Source organism: Luminiphilus sp. nBUS_07 (genome assembly GCF_051201685.1).
GTDB lineage: Bacteria > Pseudomonadota > Gammaproteobacteria > Pseudomonadales > Halieaceae > Luminiphilus.
This window is the reverse complement of record NZ_CP179213.1, coordinates 441433-458120: the sequence shown is the minus strand read 5'-3', so window position 1 is coordinate 458120 and position 16688 is coordinate 441433. Positions and strand designations below refer to the sequence as shown.

9 protein-coding genes are annotated in these 16688 nt (G+C 51.4%); all 9 read right to left on the bottom strand.

Translation table 11 applies throughout. From position 1 onward, the window contains the following. A complete protein-coding gene (locus ACMAZB_RS01995; RefSeq protein ID WP_435219138.1) occupies positions 1-1758 on the bottom strand; it encodes a tetratricopeptide repeat protein in 1758 nt (585 codons plus the stop codon). Then, entirely contained in the window at positions 1755-3233 is a 1479-nt protein-coding gene (trpE, locus tag ACMAZB_RS01990) for an anthranilate synthase component I (protein ID WP_435219136.1), read from the bottom strand. The genes ACMAZB_RS01995 and trpE overlap by 4 nt, the downstream gene beginning before the upstream one ends. Then, positions 3233-3907 (bottom strand): ribulose-phosphate 3-epimerase, encoded by a 675-nt coding sequence (gene rpe, locus ACMAZB_RS01985; RefSeq protein ID WP_435219135.1) that lies wholly within the window; start codon positions 3905-3907, stop codon positions 3233-3235. The genes trpE and rpe overlap by 1 nt, the downstream gene beginning before the upstream one ends. 215 nt (positions 3908-4122) lie before the next feature. Then, a complete protein-coding gene (locus ACMAZB_RS01980) occupies positions 4123-5469 on the bottom strand; it encodes a DUF1501 domain-containing protein (protein ID WP_435219133.1) in 1347 nt (448 codons plus the stop codon). Between the two features lie 14 nt (positions 5470-5483). Continuing rightward, on the bottom strand, positions 5484-9125 hold the full coding sequence (locus tag ACMAZB_RS01975) for a hypothetical protein (protein ID WP_435219131.1): 3642 nt from the start codon (positions 9123-9125) through the stop codon (positions 5484-5486). 383 nt (positions 9126-9508) lie between these two features. Continuing rightward, positions 9509-10855 (bottom strand): DUF1501 domain-containing protein, encoded by a 1347-nt coding sequence (locus ACMAZB_RS01970; protein ID WP_435219129.1) that lies wholly within the window; start codon positions 10853-10855, stop codon positions 9509-9511. Positions 10856-10869: 14 nt separating this feature from the next. Further along, positions 10870-14460 (bottom strand): hypothetical protein, encoded by a 3591-nt coding sequence (locus ACMAZB_RS01965; RefSeq protein WP_435219127.1) that lies wholly within the window; start codon positions 14458-14460, stop codon positions 10870-10872. 335 nt (positions 14461-14795) lie between these two features. Further along, positions 14796-15485 (bottom strand): N-acetylmuramate alpha-1-phosphate uridylyltransferase MurU, encoded by a 690-nt coding sequence (murU, locus tag ACMAZB_RS01960; protein WP_435220112.1) that lies wholly within the window; start codon positions 15483-15485, stop codon positions 14796-14798. A gap of 5 nt (positions 15486-15490) precedes the next feature. Continuing rightward, positions 15491-16591, bottom strand: coding sequence for an aminoglycoside phosphotransferase family protein (locus tag ACMAZB_RS01955; protein ID WP_435219125.1), 1101 nt, complete (start codon positions 16589-16591; stop codon positions 15491-15493). Positions 16592-16688 lie beyond the last annotated feature (97 nt).

The window sequence follows — 16688 nt, the reverse complement described above, 5'->3', positions numbered from 1 at the left end:
TTAAGAGATATCGAGCACATGGCTCCAAGCCCTATCTACAGGATCGGACCAATCTCCTGGAACACTCTGAATAAATAAATCTGAACTGGGAAACAGCAGCTTTCTCATTCTCTCATTTTTCCAGCGAAACTGAACTTGCCCAGCGGGCACCAAAACCGCCGTGGGTGTACCCATGGCAGCAGCAAAGTGAGCAACAGCATTATCAACAGTGAGCACCGCATCACAACACCTCAGTAAACTAAACACACCCTCAAGGTCAGTGCGATTATTTAATCCACTCAGTGCGAGGCGGGTATCCCCATAGTCACGAACCTCCTGCTCGTGCTCGCCGTCATACTGTAAAGAAATCAAATCTATGTCGGCATCCTGAGGTAACCCTTTCATTAACGTCTCTAGCGTCATGGAGCGAATCTTGCCATTAACCTTGGACCCACCTCGCCAAGTTACCGCTACTCTTGGCTTCTTTTTACCCTCAAGTAAGCGAGCAATCTCAGCAAAACGGCTTTGAGAGGGTTCAAACGCAGGTTGGCGCAGATGCTGCTTTGATTTGAGGAGATCTGGCATGAACATGATCATAAGTTCGCCCATAGGACATGCAAAGTCTGCATCGATGCGCTCTTCAGGCATTCCGTGCCTGTTTATAAACGTCCAGTGCGGGTAACGCTGCTTGAAAATATCGATCAATCTAGCATCCGTAGCAATGGTAACGTTAGTCGCCCTGCGTTCGAGCTCTTCAAGGAACATAGCGAACATGATTTCATCACCAATTCCCTGTTCATTCCAAATAAACAGCCGCTCATCTTCTAGGTACTGGCCTCTGTACAAGGGAAGGTTGGTATCAAACCATCTTAGATAGGGAAACGCCTCAAACCGTACTTGGTACCGATTTAAGCCATCATTCAGCCTGTTCAGCGCAATTTCACATTCAGCCAGTTCAAACTCAGTTTCTGGTGACGGTGCGAACTCTATTTGCTTTTCGAGGCCGTTACACACGCCCTCGAAGTCTTGTAAGAAGAGCCTCACATCAGTATGAGTTTTTGCTTTATTCGCGTTTTCACAGCGGGAGAAATATGCAGAATCTAGCTGGTCTAGCTTGGCCAACACGTCTAAACCGCTCCGACGATATAGCGGTGCCAAACGGTAAAGATACTCTCTAGGGCTTTCACTTTTTGCCAGGGCACGCTCTAGAAGATTGGTCGCCTCATCAAAGTCGCCAAGCCCAACTAGAGATGCGCTATAGTTTTGCAGTAGTTGCTCGTTGTCAGGTTCTAACTTGAGTAATTTTCCAAAAACGCGCTTGGCTCGCTCGTAGTCTCCCTCAGTTTGAGCAACTGCTGCCACGGCATTAAGAAGCACGACGTCGCTCTCCTCGGGCTCACCCAACGAATCAATAGCATGACCAATCCATTCGTGCCGCAGCAGCTTTTCTGCAGCACTGACAAGGGATAGCGTTAGGTATCTTTGAGCAGGAAACTTCAATAACCCCAGTGCTGCTAACTCAGCTAGCTCTTGGAACTGACCGGCCTTTCTGAGGTCCGTTGCATTACTCTGGAATACATTAAGCTCGAGACCTGCGACATAAGGGTCCCGCAAAATCTTCTTGACATAAATACGCGCCACGAAAGACTCCGATGGAAATCGGGCTAAAAGCTCCCAGGCCAGTAGGGCAGCTGCGCCTATATTACCCTCTTGAAAAAATACCTCCAGAAGCTCATCTAATTCTTCTCGAGTTCGAGGCACTATCTGATTTTCGCTCACGCTTCATTCACCATCGCTATAGCCCTGAGCATACCCCGAGCCTTATTCATAGTTTCTTCCCACTCAAGAGCAGGGGCTGAGTCGGCTACAACGCCAGCACCGGCCTGCACATGGACCTCACCATCTTTGATCACAGCCGTGCGAATCGCAATTGCCGTATCCATGTCTCCAGCCCAAGATAAATAGCCCACTGCACCGCCATAGATACCGCGCTTAACGGGCTCTAGCTGGTCTATGATTTCCATGGCTTTTACCTTCGGAGCACCGCTCAGTGTTCCCGCCGGCAAGGTCGCTCGAAGAGCATCCATAGTAGACAAGTCACTTCGCAACCGACCCGTCACATTGGAAACAATGTGCATCACGTGAGAGTACCGCTCAACCAACATATTTTCAGTAAGAATCACCGACCCGGATTCGGCAATGCGCCCAATATCGTTACGCCCCAAATCGATCAACATTAAATGTTCCGCAATTTCCTTAGGGTCAGCAAGCAGCTCCTCCTCCAACGCCTGATCTTCTGCTTCATCAACCCCCCGCTTCCGGGTTCCAGCGATAGGGCGCACCGTGACTTCACCTGCCTCCGACCGCACTAAAATCTCTGGTGACGATCCCACAATCTGAAACCCACCCAAGTCCAGAAAGTACATATAAGGAGAGGGATTAAGGTTTCTCAGAGCTCGATAAAGTGAAATGGGGGCTGCTCGGTATGCAATTGACATGCGCTGAGACGGCACCACTTGCATTACATCGCCACTGAGGACGGCTTCTTTGATGGTTTCAACCCAAGCTTCAAATTCCTCGCGCACCGTTTGGTGGCGCGAGCGCGCCTCAACGGCTTCCGTGCTCCTCGCCGAAAGGTCAATAGCCTCAAGATCGGGACCAGGTTTTGACAACTGCTTCGCAATCGCTTCTAGTCGAATTACGGCCTCAGTAAAAGCCTCTGAAGTTTCTGCATTAGCGTTAACCACAATTGTCAGTGTTCCTGCTAAGTTGTCAAAAACCAACACCTCTTCTGCGACCATAAGTAAAATATCAGGAACCCCCAGGGTATCGGGTGGGCAGCTATGCTTGAGCTTGGCTTCGGTTAGGCGCACGGTATCGTAGCCAAAGTAGCCAACTAAGCCGCCATGAAAAACCGGCAATCCCGGAACAGGAGCACTACTAAAATTATCGTGATAGGACTCTATCCACCGCAAAGGGTCCTCTGTTTCCTCTCTGCTGATGACAACGCCATCTAGTATTTCAGCAACCGCATTACCCTCAACCCGTAAAAGGCGCCGGGCTGGCAGACCAATTATGGAATAACGCCCCCATTTCTCACCGCCTTGCACTGACTCAAAAAGAAACGAAAAGGGCCCGGCGGCAAATTTGTGGTAAGCCGACAGTGGCGTCTCCATATCGGCCAAGATAGTGCGACTGACTGGTATCCGGTTGTAACCCTCAGCAATAAGGGCATCGAAAGTATGCTGATACATTACGAGTGAACGCTGGCGAGCTTGCGCCTCATTTCATCAATCACCGCGCGATAATCGGGCTGATTGAAGATTGCTGACCCCGCAACAAACGTATCGGCACCTGCCGCGGCAATCTCGGCGATATTACCCGGCCCTACACCGCCATCGACCTCAAGGCGAATATCCAGCCCACTGGCATCAATGAGCGCACGCACCTCCCGAAGTTTGTCGAGGGTGGCGGGTATAAATTTTTGTCCCCCAAAACCCGGATTTACCGACATTAATAAAATCATATCGACTTTATCCATGACGTATTTGAGTGCCTCCAGCGAGGCGGCGGGATTGAAAACCAAGCCCGATTTACAGCCTGCTCCGCGGATTAGTTGTAATGAGCGATCAACATGGGTGGAAGCGTCGGGGTGAAAGGTAATGTAAGTGGCCCCCGCGTCGGCAAACATACCAATAAGATTATCGACGGGCTGCACCATGAGGTGAACGTCGATGGGTGCTTCTACGCCGTGGTTACGTAGGGCCTGACACACCATGGGGCCAATCGTCAGGTTGGGTACGTAGTGGTTGTCCATAACGTCGAAATGGACAATGTCAGCACCAGCTGCCAAAACCGTGTCTACCTCTTCGCCAAGGCGGGCAAAATCGGCAGAAAGAATTGAGGGGGCAATTTTGAAATCGGTCATTACGAAGTCCGAGGCGGAAAGGCGTACAGTTTACCTTCAGAGTTGCCGTGGTCGCGAGCTTAGCCAGTGGTTATTCTGCCGATAATGATAATGCTCCGGAGGCGTTTCCAAGCCGCAAGGGACAGATAGGTCGTCTCTCCAGAAACCCGATGCTTGTTGCGTAGACGCTTCACCTCTGCCAGATGTCTACGGTGCTGGCAATGGCGGGCCTTGATTTATACCCGCGTCTGCTTGCTCGAGGAAAACAAGGCAATATCTTCGACATCCGGCAAGGCAATACCATTCGCGGCGGCGAAGTCGTCAATACCTAGATATTTTTGTACGGCTCGGTGAACGTGAGCTGGAGTCAAGACAGTTCCGGTATCAGACAGCTTCAAGGAGCTTGGGTTGATACCGCGAGCAAAGTGAAGCTCGTCACTAGCTCCCACCACGCGATTACCCCAGCGCGCGCCCTGCTCCATCAGCATGTAAGAACCAATGTTCCAATGATCCTTGCCATTGCCGTCGTTGTACATATTGGTACGGCCGAAGTCAGAACCCACTACCAGGAGAATACGATCAGCAAGCCCAAGTTGCTCGGCGTAGTCCCAGAAATAATAAATGGCGTCCGCCAAATGAGTATAGAGGGCATCATGAATATCATCATGGTTCTCATGGGAATCAAAGCCATCCAAGGAGAGATCAGCACTTGAACCCAAGCCTGACTGAAACACCAGAAGCGCGCCTTGCATTTGCTGTTTCAAATTAGACCAAAAATTATTATCACCCACTTGGAATGTCTCAGCCCCCGCGTAATCATCGGGTGCGGGCAGCCCTTCAGCAAGGCGCAACAGGCCTTCCTTCCCATCCAGAGCCTGCTTATAGCGAGTGACACTCAGCCGCTGACGCGGTGTGAGGCTTGTCGAGGAGAATAGTTCTGTTACCGACTCCCGCGTTAAACGCTGTGCCTCACTAATCTCCAAATCAGGACGGAGTTGGTTAGTGGGGTCCCATGACATTTCTGTAGGCTTGGCGAGCTCACGCAAACGTGAAACGTCTCGAAAGCGGTTGTAAGAAATAATGCCCGACGTTCGCGAGGTGCCACCACCAAATACCGAATAGGCCAGAGGTTGCTCTGGCGCATTGGCTGCTGCGTGTAACGCTGTCAGCGAGGGCCGCCCCTCTGCGTTGCTGCCGGTCCAATTGAACAGACGACCGGTTTCGTGTGAATTTGTCTGGGCATCAACGCCATTGACCACCACCATATCCGAACCGAACCGATTGAAGAAATTGAAATTATCACCCACCGGAGCAAACCGAATATTACCAGCCTCGCCGGGATCTGCAGCGTCAGCCCAGTTATTAATTTTTAATTCGCCTGGAGTGTTAACTTTAGGGTCACACAACTGGGTAACATCGGCACCGCCGCTAAGCTGCAGAGTCACCAGTAACTTACCCGAGTATGGCGCCATGCCCGAAGCCATAACGCGAAAGCCGGTGGTACTCGCTAACGCCCCAGCACCCAACGCCATGGACTTTATGAAGCGTCTTCGGTTGGTTGATATCATTTTACGACTAGGCATGTCTCATCACTCGCTCAATCGTGTAGGTAAGAATAACTAGTCATTAAGGCGTGCACCATTAAGGTCCATGCCCGCAAACTGCCCACGGAATCGCTTCTAATACGCTGTCTATCTTCATTGGTTATCAGTGAGTAATCCCAAATTTGCCAATCACCGCAATGACCGTCAAACCGGTTGCCATTTTCAGCAACTGTAGTGCTTGCATAACCTACAAAAGCTTGGAGCAGGCGGTTTTTAACCTCATCACTGAGCACACTGCCAGTGGCCCGCAGATACAGAGCATCAAGCTGATCACCTACCGCACGCGCACTAGCACTCGATGCGTCAAAGCTGCGAGACACGATAGAAGCCTCAGCTGTCAGCGCGTCTGAATCGGGATATCCATCATCAACCCTAGATACCAGCTCAACCTTTAGCTCGTAATCGCCCTTGCTCAAGTCAAAATTCAGGGTAAAGCCCCATCCACTCCAGGGGTAAAAGCTGGTCTTGCCGCCATCAATAGCCTCGAACCACCCCGATCGACTCGTTTCTCCGGTCTCATTATCGGTCCACATTTGTGGCACGAAGGCGTCACTGCTCTCAAACTCATCGGCACTCAGTGATTCTATTAGGCGACCAGACTTATAAACCTCGACGCTGGCCACACCGACATTTCTACACCATCCCCGCCACTCATCTTCGGTGCTATTTTCCTCATCTTGTATACAACTAGGGTTGGTTTGGTCTTGTAACGTGATAGATACGCCACCATCGCCCGCATCAAAGTCAAGAATACGTTCATAAACCTGATATGAGATTCCCGTGCCCGAGGGATTGCCATGCTCCAGTGAATAAGTCTCGGCCCCTAGGCTCATAGGGCTTATCGTCTTCTCAACTTCCGTGAAGACCCTTCTTTCGGCCTGCGGCCGGGCAAAATCCTCCAAAACAACTTGGCAGGCCAACTCGACCGCCATTTTCTCGCTTACGTTTGACATGAGTGGCGTCTTTTCACGATTACGCTTGGTGACCGCCGCACTGTCGATTCCGCCATAAAACGATGCGTATCCACTCCACGCAGACGTGAAGTTGGTCTGTTTCTCGTAGCTATACTCACTTTCCTGCCAATGCTCGCCCCAGGTGCGGCCAAAGACCGCCCTGTTCTTGCGATCAAGCTCTTCTGGCGTGAGCAAACGCCCTCGACCGACTGTTAGCAGGGCCTTTTGTTGCGTCTCAGACAGCTCTTGATTGACCTCGGTTGTACGGAACCACGGTGATACCACCATATCGGCCAGAAGATTCTTTAGTTTGTAGCCGCCTGCAGTAAAAGCTGCAGCTAGCTCTTCAACAAGCGCCTCCTGAGCATTAAATGCTAACAACTGGCCTTCGTAATCTGGCAAGCTGCGGTCAGTAGGCGCTACAAGTGCCTCTGCTCCGAATACGGCCGGCCACCAAAATTTAACCGTCGCTTTAGCAAACCTAGGGTCGTTGGCGATCTGCTGCCCCAACCACTGAATACTGTCCTCATCGCTAGTATGCCCCTTTCCATTAAAACCGGGAGATCGCATGTCCCGGTACCACGTATCGCCATATTGGTATTGGTTATCACCTGAATAAAACCCTTCCGACCAAAGCAACCCGGCAGTGAGAGTAGACTCCGGGTGACCGTCGTCCATTTGAGTGGTTAGGTTCACAACAATTTCGTACTCGCCCTCGGGAAGGTCTAAGTCAAAAGATATCCAGCTGCCCCCGTGCAGGACGTAAGCGGTGCCCTGAGAGATTTGGGTGAGATACCCTCTAGGCCAGACCTCTCCCGAATCATTGTCTATGTAGGTATCTACTGAAAAGCCCGGGTAAGTCTCAAACTCTGATGCTTTTATCTCTACAACCTTTGCGCCGTCTGCATAGACCGCTACATCCAGAATGCTTAGCCGACTACACCAGCCTGCCCATTGATCTTGGGTACTGTTTTCTTCATCTTCAATGCAACTCTGTGGCGTTGCCTCACTAACAGCAAAATTGCTTCCATCACCACCGGTTGAAAACGTCTGGGTAAGCTCGTGAAGCACATGGGCTCCCGAGTCTTCAGAGTTGCCATGCACCAGCTGGTAAAGTTCGCCGTCGGGCCTTTGAGGGTTTTTATAGGTGTAAGGTAGTGAGTCCAACCCGCCATGCGTATCCAAATAGTGGCCTTGATCACCAAAGTTCTGGTAAGCGCCTGCCACCGGATCCATGCGTTCATGGCAGACGGTACAGGCAGGATTATTCATGGTGGGGTTATTGGTATCGGCTAGGGCAACCGGGTCTGTCGACCTAGGGGCAGACTTTTCAATGTCGACACCGAGGAAGTGATAGTAGGTCCAACGAGCGCGAGCCCGATTGCGATTGGTATCGGTAGAGGGATATCGCCCCAACCAAGCAGGCATACTCAAAACGCCGGAGTGTGGCCACTCGTGGTACTCGCTAACGGCGTAGTCACCCGTTTCCTGATCAAAAAAAGTATCGTTTGTGAATGGAATGTGACCCGCATTCTTCGCCGGCTTAAATACATTGAGGTGCTTTCGATTGTAAAAGCCATTGTCATCGGTGATGGGCTCATCAAAGCTGACATCGGCCTGATAAGCCATTGCAGTAAACTGATTCACCATCGTGTAGTCGGCGGTTACCACTTCTTTATAGGAGCGATCGTTTTCAACAATATGTGCAATCAGCTCTACTGGCTCCCTAATCGTAGCGATACGAATTTCGTTGTTGGCGTCGTTTCGAGAGAGAAAGGGTCTATCCCAGTATTCCTCGGTATCAAACTCCTCGGGCATTCTCTCGGGGAGACTGAGTTCAAAAGCATAAAAGACCGGAAAACGGCTACGAAAATCAAACTGCCAGTCGATACCGTTGTTGAGACCGTCAGTAAGCAAACGGTCGTTAGCAGCTGTCACCAAAAAATCGTGAAAACCGTCGCCGCTCATAAGCCGCTTTATATCCCACTTAAGAGCTGCATCAGAGGCGGTAGCACGCTTTAGCGCCGCTTTCGTGGGTACTTTCCCAGCCAGAAGAATCGCCGCTCGGCGCAGTGTAGTTTCTCGACTCTCCATGGTAGTGCCCGACCAAATTGCACTGGCATCGACACTACCGTCATCAGTGTTGGCACCCACAAGCAGCGTCAGGTAGTCCGCGAATGCCAAATAATCGGCACCGCCGCGAGTCAACACTGGTCCACCACCATGACCGCGATCGCCCACAATTTTATCGAGCAACCAATCAGCTCCGACACCATCGGTGGTCACAAACGCTTCCATGGCCGAGTGGTTTGACGAGGCGTCGTCAGTAAACAGTAGCCGGGCTCCTTGCTGGTCTGCGGTTAATCCCTCTTTATGACAAACCACACAGCTTTGTTGAACCACGGGCTCAACGTCACTGATGTAGCAGGCTTTAGCAGTAGTATCGCAGGCTTCCTCTGAAGCGCCATCACCTGATTCTATCTCGGAGCCCGCTCGTACATCGCTAACCGTATCCAGCAAACCATTGAAGGCGGCGTGAGGGTTAGCGTGCACAGCAGCCAGAGGCGCCATTACCAGTGTGATAGTGAGAGGTCTCAGCGCGATCGCAAGCTTGATGAAAAAGCCACCGTCATCAGCAGGCTTGTGGGCGAGGCGGTGTTTCTTATTAGTTAAGCAATTCATAAACAACTAAGCTCTGTATCATTTGAACGCTCTTAATTGGCTAATGCCCTATTTAACGATGGGTTATTGGGCGAAGGCGTCCTATCCGCTTTCGTTTTCGTTTGTTTTGCGCTGTTTTTACCACTTTTTTTGCGCATGTCGTTAAAAGATATGAAAATTGGCACAGATTTCAAATAATAAAATGTATTAGAAGCATCGCGATGTAAATATATTAGGTACGTCTGCTGGGCAGCGGGGACGCAAGAGCCAAGATTAAAGCCGCTCCACTAGTGAGGATCTTTAGCTTATCCGACCCTCTTGGGCGAGGGGATTACAAGTTTGGCCAAGCTCGCACCACCGAAGCCGGTGGTGCTCACCAACGCCACTGCACTAATACCGCCGTGTCATACCCTGGTCTGCAAACTTGAGGAAAACAGTGGAATATCTTCGACGTTTTGAATGCCCACACCGTTTTGCGCGGCGAAGTCATCGAGCCCCAAGTACTGCTGCACGGCCCGGTGAATATGGGCTGGCGTGATAATAATGCCGTTGTCAGAGACTTCGAGAGAGTTGGGGTTAATCCTGCGAGCAAAGTGCAGTTCATCTGAGGCCCCCACAACGCGATTACCCCATCGAGCCCCCTGCTCCATGAGCATATAGGAGCCAATGGGCCAGTGGTCTTTACCATCGCCGTCATTGTACATATTGGTGCGGCCAAAATCTGACCCCACGACTAGTAAAATACGATCTGCTAAACCCAATGCCTCTGCGTAGTCCCAAAAAAAAGTAATGGAATCGGCGAGGTGGGTGTAGAGCGCATCATGAATTACGTCATGGTTTTCATGAGAATCAAAGGCCCCCAGACTTAAATCAGCACTGGAGCCCAGACCAGACTGCATGACTGTTAGGGCCCCTTGCATTTGCTGCTTTAAATTTGAACCAAACATATTGTCGCCGGCCTGAAATTCTTCCCATTGCTGCAGCTCGTCTTCTTGTGGCAAAAGCTCGGCCAGCTTTTCCAAACCTTCTCGGCCCTCTCGCGCAGACCGAAAATTGATGAGGCTTTTGCGCTGACGGGGGGTGAGGTCAGCAGCGGTAAAAAGCGCTGACACAGATTCATTGGTCAACCGTTGGGCCTCCAAAATTTCGAGTTCCGGACGCATGAACTCATCAGGATTCCATGAACTACGGGTAGGCTGAGACAGCTCACGCAACCTCCCGATATCATCAAAGCGATTATAGGAAACAAGGCCTGCTGTACGAGTAGTATTCCCACCATAAACTGAGTAGGCCAAAGGCTGGTCAGGTGAATTCGCGGCGGCGTGTAACGCTGACAGTGATGGTCGCCCTTCAGCATTGCTGCCCGTCCAATTGAAAAGCCGGCCGGTTTCATGGGAGTTGGTTTGGGCATCTACCCCGTTTACCACGACCATGTCAGCACCAAAACGGTTGAAGAAATTGAAATTATCAGCCACGGGAGCAAACGTGATATTCCCAGCTTCTCCGGGGTCAGCCATATCCGCCCAATGATTTATTTTCAGCTCTCCGGGTGTGTTGACCTTGGGGTCACATAACTGCGTCACATCAGCGCCGCCGTTGAGTTCCAGCGTCACCAATAACCTCCCCGAGTACGGCGCTAAACCCGACGCCATAACCCTGAAGCCTGGAGTACCGGCCAGAGCGCCGGCACCTAAAGCCAGGGACTTAACAAAGCTTCTGCGGCTGGTCGCTGCAGTTCTACGTTTAGACATCTCCCGTCACTCCTTCAGTCGTGCAGATAGGGGTAGCTGGTCATTAAGGCATGTAGCATCATGGTCCATGCTCGCATCCCTCCCGCAGGGTCTCCCCACAACCGGTTATTTTGTTGAACAGTTCGAGGTTCTGAATTGTCCCAAAGCGACCAACTGTCGCAATGTCCGCCGTACCACCAGCCATCCATGGATGCTGCAGTGGCATAACGCTCGAAGGCCTCCAGCCAATTATTCGTAACTTCCACATCGAGCACATTACCCGTCGCTCGCAGATAGAGCGCGTCCAACTGCTTTGCTACCGCCTTAGCGCCTGCCGTCGAGGGGTCAAACTTCTCAGAAAGCACATCAATCGCAACGGTAATGGAGTCATTGGGATGGCCTTGATCTAATTGAGAGATCAATTTGACGACAACAGTGTAGCTACCCGGCCCTAGCTGAGGCTTAAAGTAAAAGAAGCTGCCGCTGTTCCAATAAGAGGTTACTCCAAACTGATCCTGCTCGAACCAGCCGTCTCGATACACCTCACCAGTCTCATTGTTCGTATGAGTTTGAGGCACAAAGGCCTCACTGCTTTCAAAGTCACTAGCAGACAACGACCAAACCAGCCTGTTACTGCTGTAAATTTCAATGCCTTCTATCCCCATGCGTGAGCACCAACCCCGCCACTCTCCTTCGACGCTATTTTCCTCATCCTCCACACAACGATCAGGTGTGATGTCTTCAAGCTTTATCATCACGCCACCATCGTCCGTAGTGAAATCTAAACTGCGCTCATAGTGCTGCCAGTGATTTTTGGGGCCACTGCTTCGCTGCAATACGTAGTTCTCACCCCCCACATCTGAAGGTCTAGTTGTTCTCTCGACCTCAGTAAATACAGTCCGCTGCTCGCGAGGCTTGTTAAAGTCTTCCAGCACAATCTGACAAGACAGTTCTACGGCCATCCTTTCGGTCACATTTGACATTAATGGGGTGTATTCCCGATTCCTTTTCGTTATCGATGCTCCATCAATGCCTCCGTAAAAGGCAGCATAGCTTCGCCCACCTCTGAAGTTAGTTTGCGGCTTGTAGTCGTGTGCATTGTATTCCCGCCTCTCGCCCCAAGTTCGGCCAAAAATCGCACGATTCTTGCGATCGATTTCTTCGGGAGTGAGCTGTCGGCCACGACCCACCGTTTCTAAAGCGGCTTCCTGAGTTTCTGACAGGCTGCCCAAAATCGCATTGGTGCGGAACCAAGGGGAGAGAATCATATCGGCCAGAAGACTCTTTACCTTAAAGCCGCCAGCGGCAAAGGCTGTCGCCAATTCCTCGACCAGAGCTTCCTGAGCGTTGAATGCCAGCAACTGCGCCTCGTAATCTGGCAGACTTCGATCCGCAGGAGCCACAAGCACCTCACTGCCAAATACCGAGGGCCACCAGAACTTGACCGTGGCTTTTGCAAACCGAGGGTCGTTGGCGATCTGCTGCCCCAACCACTGAATACTGTCCTTACTGCTGCTATGCGCCTTGCCGTTAAAGCCCGGGCTACGCATATCGCGATACCAGGTGTCGCCATATTGATATTGGTTATCAGTTGAAAAGAACCCCTCAGACCAAAGCAGCCCAGCAGTCATGGTAGATTCTGGATGGCCTTCGTCCATTCGCGTGCCCAAGTTCACAACAGCTTCGTACTCGTCTTTTGGAAGATCTAAGTTGAAGGATATCCAGCTGCCGGGGTTAATTACGTAGACCGTGCCCTGAGAGCTTTGCTGAAGATATCCTCGCGGTCGAGCCTCGCCCGTCTCATTGTCAATATGGGTTTCCACTGAAAAGCCCGGATCGGACTCAAAGCCTGAGGCTTTTATCTCTAAAACCTTTGAACCATCGGCGAAGACCGCGACGTCCTGAATGACTAATTCATTACACCAACCTACCCAGTGATCCTGAGTGCTGTTTTCCTCATCTTGCAGGCAATTTTCTACCACGCTAATGGCAAAGTTACCTCCAGCACCAGGCGTTGAAAAGGTCTGGGAAAGCTGATGGAACACATAGTCCCTCGAGTCTTGAGAGATGCCATGCACGAGAGTGTGAAGTTCTCCATTAGCTCTTTCGGGGTGTTTGTACGTGTTTGACAAAGAGTCTAACCCCTCCCACGCTTCGAGATAGTTGCCACCATCACCAAAACTTTGATAAGCACCCGCCACGGGATCCATGCGTTCATGACAAACCGTGCAGGCTGGGTTTTTCATGGTTGGGTTGTTAGTGTCGGCCAGTGCCACCGGGTCGGTGGTTCTAGGCGCCAACTTTTCAATATCCACACCCAGAAACTGGTAATAAGTCCACCGAGCTCGGGCGCGATTACGATTCGTGTCGGTAGAGGGGTACCGAGAAAGCCAGGCCGGTGTGCTCAACACCCCAGCATGGGGCCAATCGTGGTACTCAGCGATCGAATAGATCCCCGCGTCTTGGTCGACAACGTTGTCATTGATAGAGGGAATGTGCCCGCTATTTTTTGCGGGCTTAAAGGTATTTAAGCGCGATCGATCGTAGAAGCCATCATCGTCATACATCGGCTCATCAAAAGTCACATCGGCGCGATAAGCCATGGCCGAGAATTGGTTGACCATGGTGTAGTCTGCGGTCACGACCTCTTTGTAGGATCTGTCATTTTCAACGATGTAAGCGATCAGCTCGAGGGGCTCACGGATCAATGCCCGTCTAAACTCTCGGTTTGCACTTCCTTGGTTCAGAAAAGGCCGGTCCCGATATTCTTCAGTATTGAACTCTTCGGGACGATCTTCGGGGAGGCTGCGCTCAAACTGCATGAAATCGGGGAAACGACCCCGGTTATCAAACTGGAAGTCGATGCCATTATTCAGCCCTTCCGTTAACAACCTATCGTTGGCTCCGGTAGTGAGGAAATCGTGGAAGCCCTCGCCCCGCATAAGCCTCTTCAGGTCCCACTTTAGAGCTTTATCAGAGTCTTTGACCCGCTTCAAAGCTCCTTTTGGGGGTACTGTCCCGGCCAAAAGAATGGCGGCTCGGCGCAATGTTGTCTCGCGACTTTCCATACCAGTGCCAGCCCAAATTGCACTCGCCTCAAGACTCCCATCATCGGTATTTGCACCCACCAGTAAAGTGAGATAATTAGCAAACGCCCAATAACTATTGCTGCCCTGTGCCAAAACTGGGCCACCGCCATGCCCAAAGTCGCCGACAAGCTTGCCCAACAACCAATCTGCACCAACACCATCGGAGGTCACAAAGGCTTCAAGGGCGGCGTGATTTGTGGCGGGGTCGTCAGTAAAAAGGAGACGCGCACCTTGCTGGTCGGCCGTTAGCCCCTTCTTATGGCACACCGCGCAGCTTTGCTGAACCACGGGCTCAACTTCGCTTAGGTAACAACTGCTCGCAGTAGCGCAGTTCTCAGAAGAGTCTTCGCCTTGCGATGCCGTAGCATCTTCAGCCCCCGACCGTGCTTGGCTAACCGCGCCCAGCAACCCACCAAATGCGTCGTGTGGGCCGGCCTGAACTCCAGCGCCGCCAGCAAATACGCAGGCAGCCAGTAGCGCAAGACCGTAGCGCGCAGCGCCATTCCGCCGTTTAGCGAGATTAACTTGTCGTTTCAAAGCCATCCTTGGCTCGAGGTGTAAGTCTCTCATAGCAGACCCTTCTCTTTTATTTAGCGACTTCATGTCTCTATTTTGTGGCGACCTATGGATAATAACTGTGCAATATCCGCCAGTCTTTAGGCTGATGACGCCATCATTCACAACGCTTACATATCAATTTATCGCAAAAACGGCCTACTTATAAGTCGCAATTTGCGACAGAAATCTCAGAAAGAAGACGCAGTGGCATAAAAATATCCGTTATTTGCAGGAATTTGCGTTTGGTTGCGTTAGTTAAATAGTAGCAACGAAGAGTCTATTGGCCATTGAGGCAGAAGCGCCAAACTTGGCATTTAACGGTTACTCAATGGCGCGGCTGTCTTTCGGGCCTCATTAAGGGCTTGCAGCCGCTGGGGTGTACCCACATCGATCCAAGTCCCAGCATGCAGCTCACCAGTAACCTTACCTGCAGTGATTGCCGCATCTAAAAGTGGCTTTAAGGGTTGCTTGACCGGCCGTTTAGCTGACAAGAAGCTCTGGAAGAACTGTGGGTGGTAAATACCAATGCCACTGTAGGTAAAGGCAATTTGGCTTTTGACCCGAACACACCCCTGTTCCAGACTAAAATCGCCATCGGCATGATGAGGTGGGTTGGGCACCAATATTAAATGCGCGCCCTCTGCCAAAGGCGAACATTCGATTAACCGATCGAAGGGAAATGGGCACCAAATATCGCTATTGACGACAAGAAAGGAACTGCCTCCCAGCAAAGGCAGCGCTTTAATGATGCCGCCTGCGGTCTCCAAGGGTTCTGCCTCCACCGAGACCTGAATCTGCACACCCCAACGGCTGCCATCGCCACAAAAGGCAATAATTTGATCGGCCAGGTAGGCCGCGTTGATCACAAGTTCTGTGATGCCTGCCGACCTCAAATTAAGAATGTGGTGTTCCAGCAAAGGCTTGCCAGCCACTTCTAAGAGGGGCTTGGGCGTATTTTGGGTAAGGGGCAGCATGCGTCTCCCTAACCCCGCCGCTAAGATCATGGCTTTCACGTAAGCTTCACTTGGCGGTACCAACTTTGACGTTGGCAAACGGGAAGCACCTGCTCATTGAACAGCGTGCGGAAGGCAGCGACCGCGTCGATTGAAGGCGCATAAATAGCTAGCACCTCCTCGGCATAGGCGAGCACCAGCGGCAAGTCATTGAGATAGGCGGGCTTGCGATCGCGCAAATTAAGCCGAGCGAAGATACCCAGCACTTTAATGTGGCGCTGCAAACCCATGAGGTCGAACCAGGCCACAAAGGTGTCATCGTTTATGGGTTCAAGACGGTGCTGCTCTGTTAAAAGCCGCTTGTGATCGAGCAACCAGCACAGCTGCTGCTGTCTGGGCCAGTGTACGTAGCAATCTTTTAGCAAAGAGACGGGGTCATAGGTGATGGGACCAATCACAGCATCTTGAAAATCGATTACGGCCAACTCCTCGTTTTGCACCACCATAAGGTTTCGGCTGTGAAAATCGCGATGCACCACCACTTGGGGTTGCTGAATCGCGTTGTCTACAAGGCACCGAGAAAGGTCGGAAAAACTCTGTTCAAGCGCAGTCGTCCAGCTGATGCCCAGCAGCTTTGGCACAAACCAGTCTCGAAATAAATCCAATTCGGTCTGTAGCTTTGTGGCATCGTAAAGCGGCAACGCTGCAGTAGCATTTGGTATTGCCGCTAACTGATTTAGCGCGTTGAGGGCCTTGGCATACCAAGCACCTGCAGAATGTTCACTAAGAACGGGCAGCAATACGTCATCGCCTAAATCCTCCAGCAGCAGAAAGCCCGCCCCGGCATCGGCGGCGATTAGGGCGGGTACGCGAATAGACCCCGTTTCAAATAGCTGGCGAATATGTAGAAATTCAGGGGTCTTCTCTGAGCTGGGGGCATCGACTGCAATGAGGCTTCGAGCAGGCACTGCGCCAGTGTGCCGCACTAGCACCCGATAATACTTTCTGGGGCTGGCGTCACCGGCGATTAAATCGAAGCTAAACTCCTGCTCCTGCGGCTTGAGATTGAGTGGTTGGCTAGATTTCAGCCCATCAGATTTCGGTAGTGTCGCTATTTGTGCCGATACCCAAGCTTTTAATACTGATGGTTCTCTCACTTCATAGCTCCGAAATGACCCATACGCGGCGACTTTGAATATTAAGTATTCATGGATTTACCCAGCTAAGCTAGGATATGCCACAGATTCTAAGCCA

Coding starts and splice junctions, on each gene's coding strand:
- ACMAZB_RS01980 (WP_435219133.1), bottom strand. CDS start 5,469: ATGCCTAGTCGTAAAATGATATCAACCAACCGAAGACGCTTCATAAAG.
- trpE (WP_435219136.1), bottom strand. CDS start 3,233: ATGTATCAGCATACTTTCGATGCCCTTATTGCTGAGGGTTACAACCGG.
- rpe (WP_435219135.1), bottom strand. CDS start 3,907: ATGACCGATTTCAAAATTGCCCCCTCAATTCTTTCTGCCGATTTTGCC.
- murU (WP_435220112.1), bottom strand. CDS start 15,485: ATGATCTTAGCGGCGGGGTTAGGGAGACGCATGCTGCCCCTTACCCAA.
- ACMAZB_RS01970 (WP_435219129.1), bottom strand. CDS start 10,855: ATGTCTAAACGTAGAACTGCAGCGACCAGCCGCAGAAGCTTTGTTAAG.
- ACMAZB_RS01975 (WP_435219131.1), bottom strand. CDS start 9,125: ATGAATTGCTTAACTAATAAGAAACACCGCCTCGCCCACAAGCCTGCT.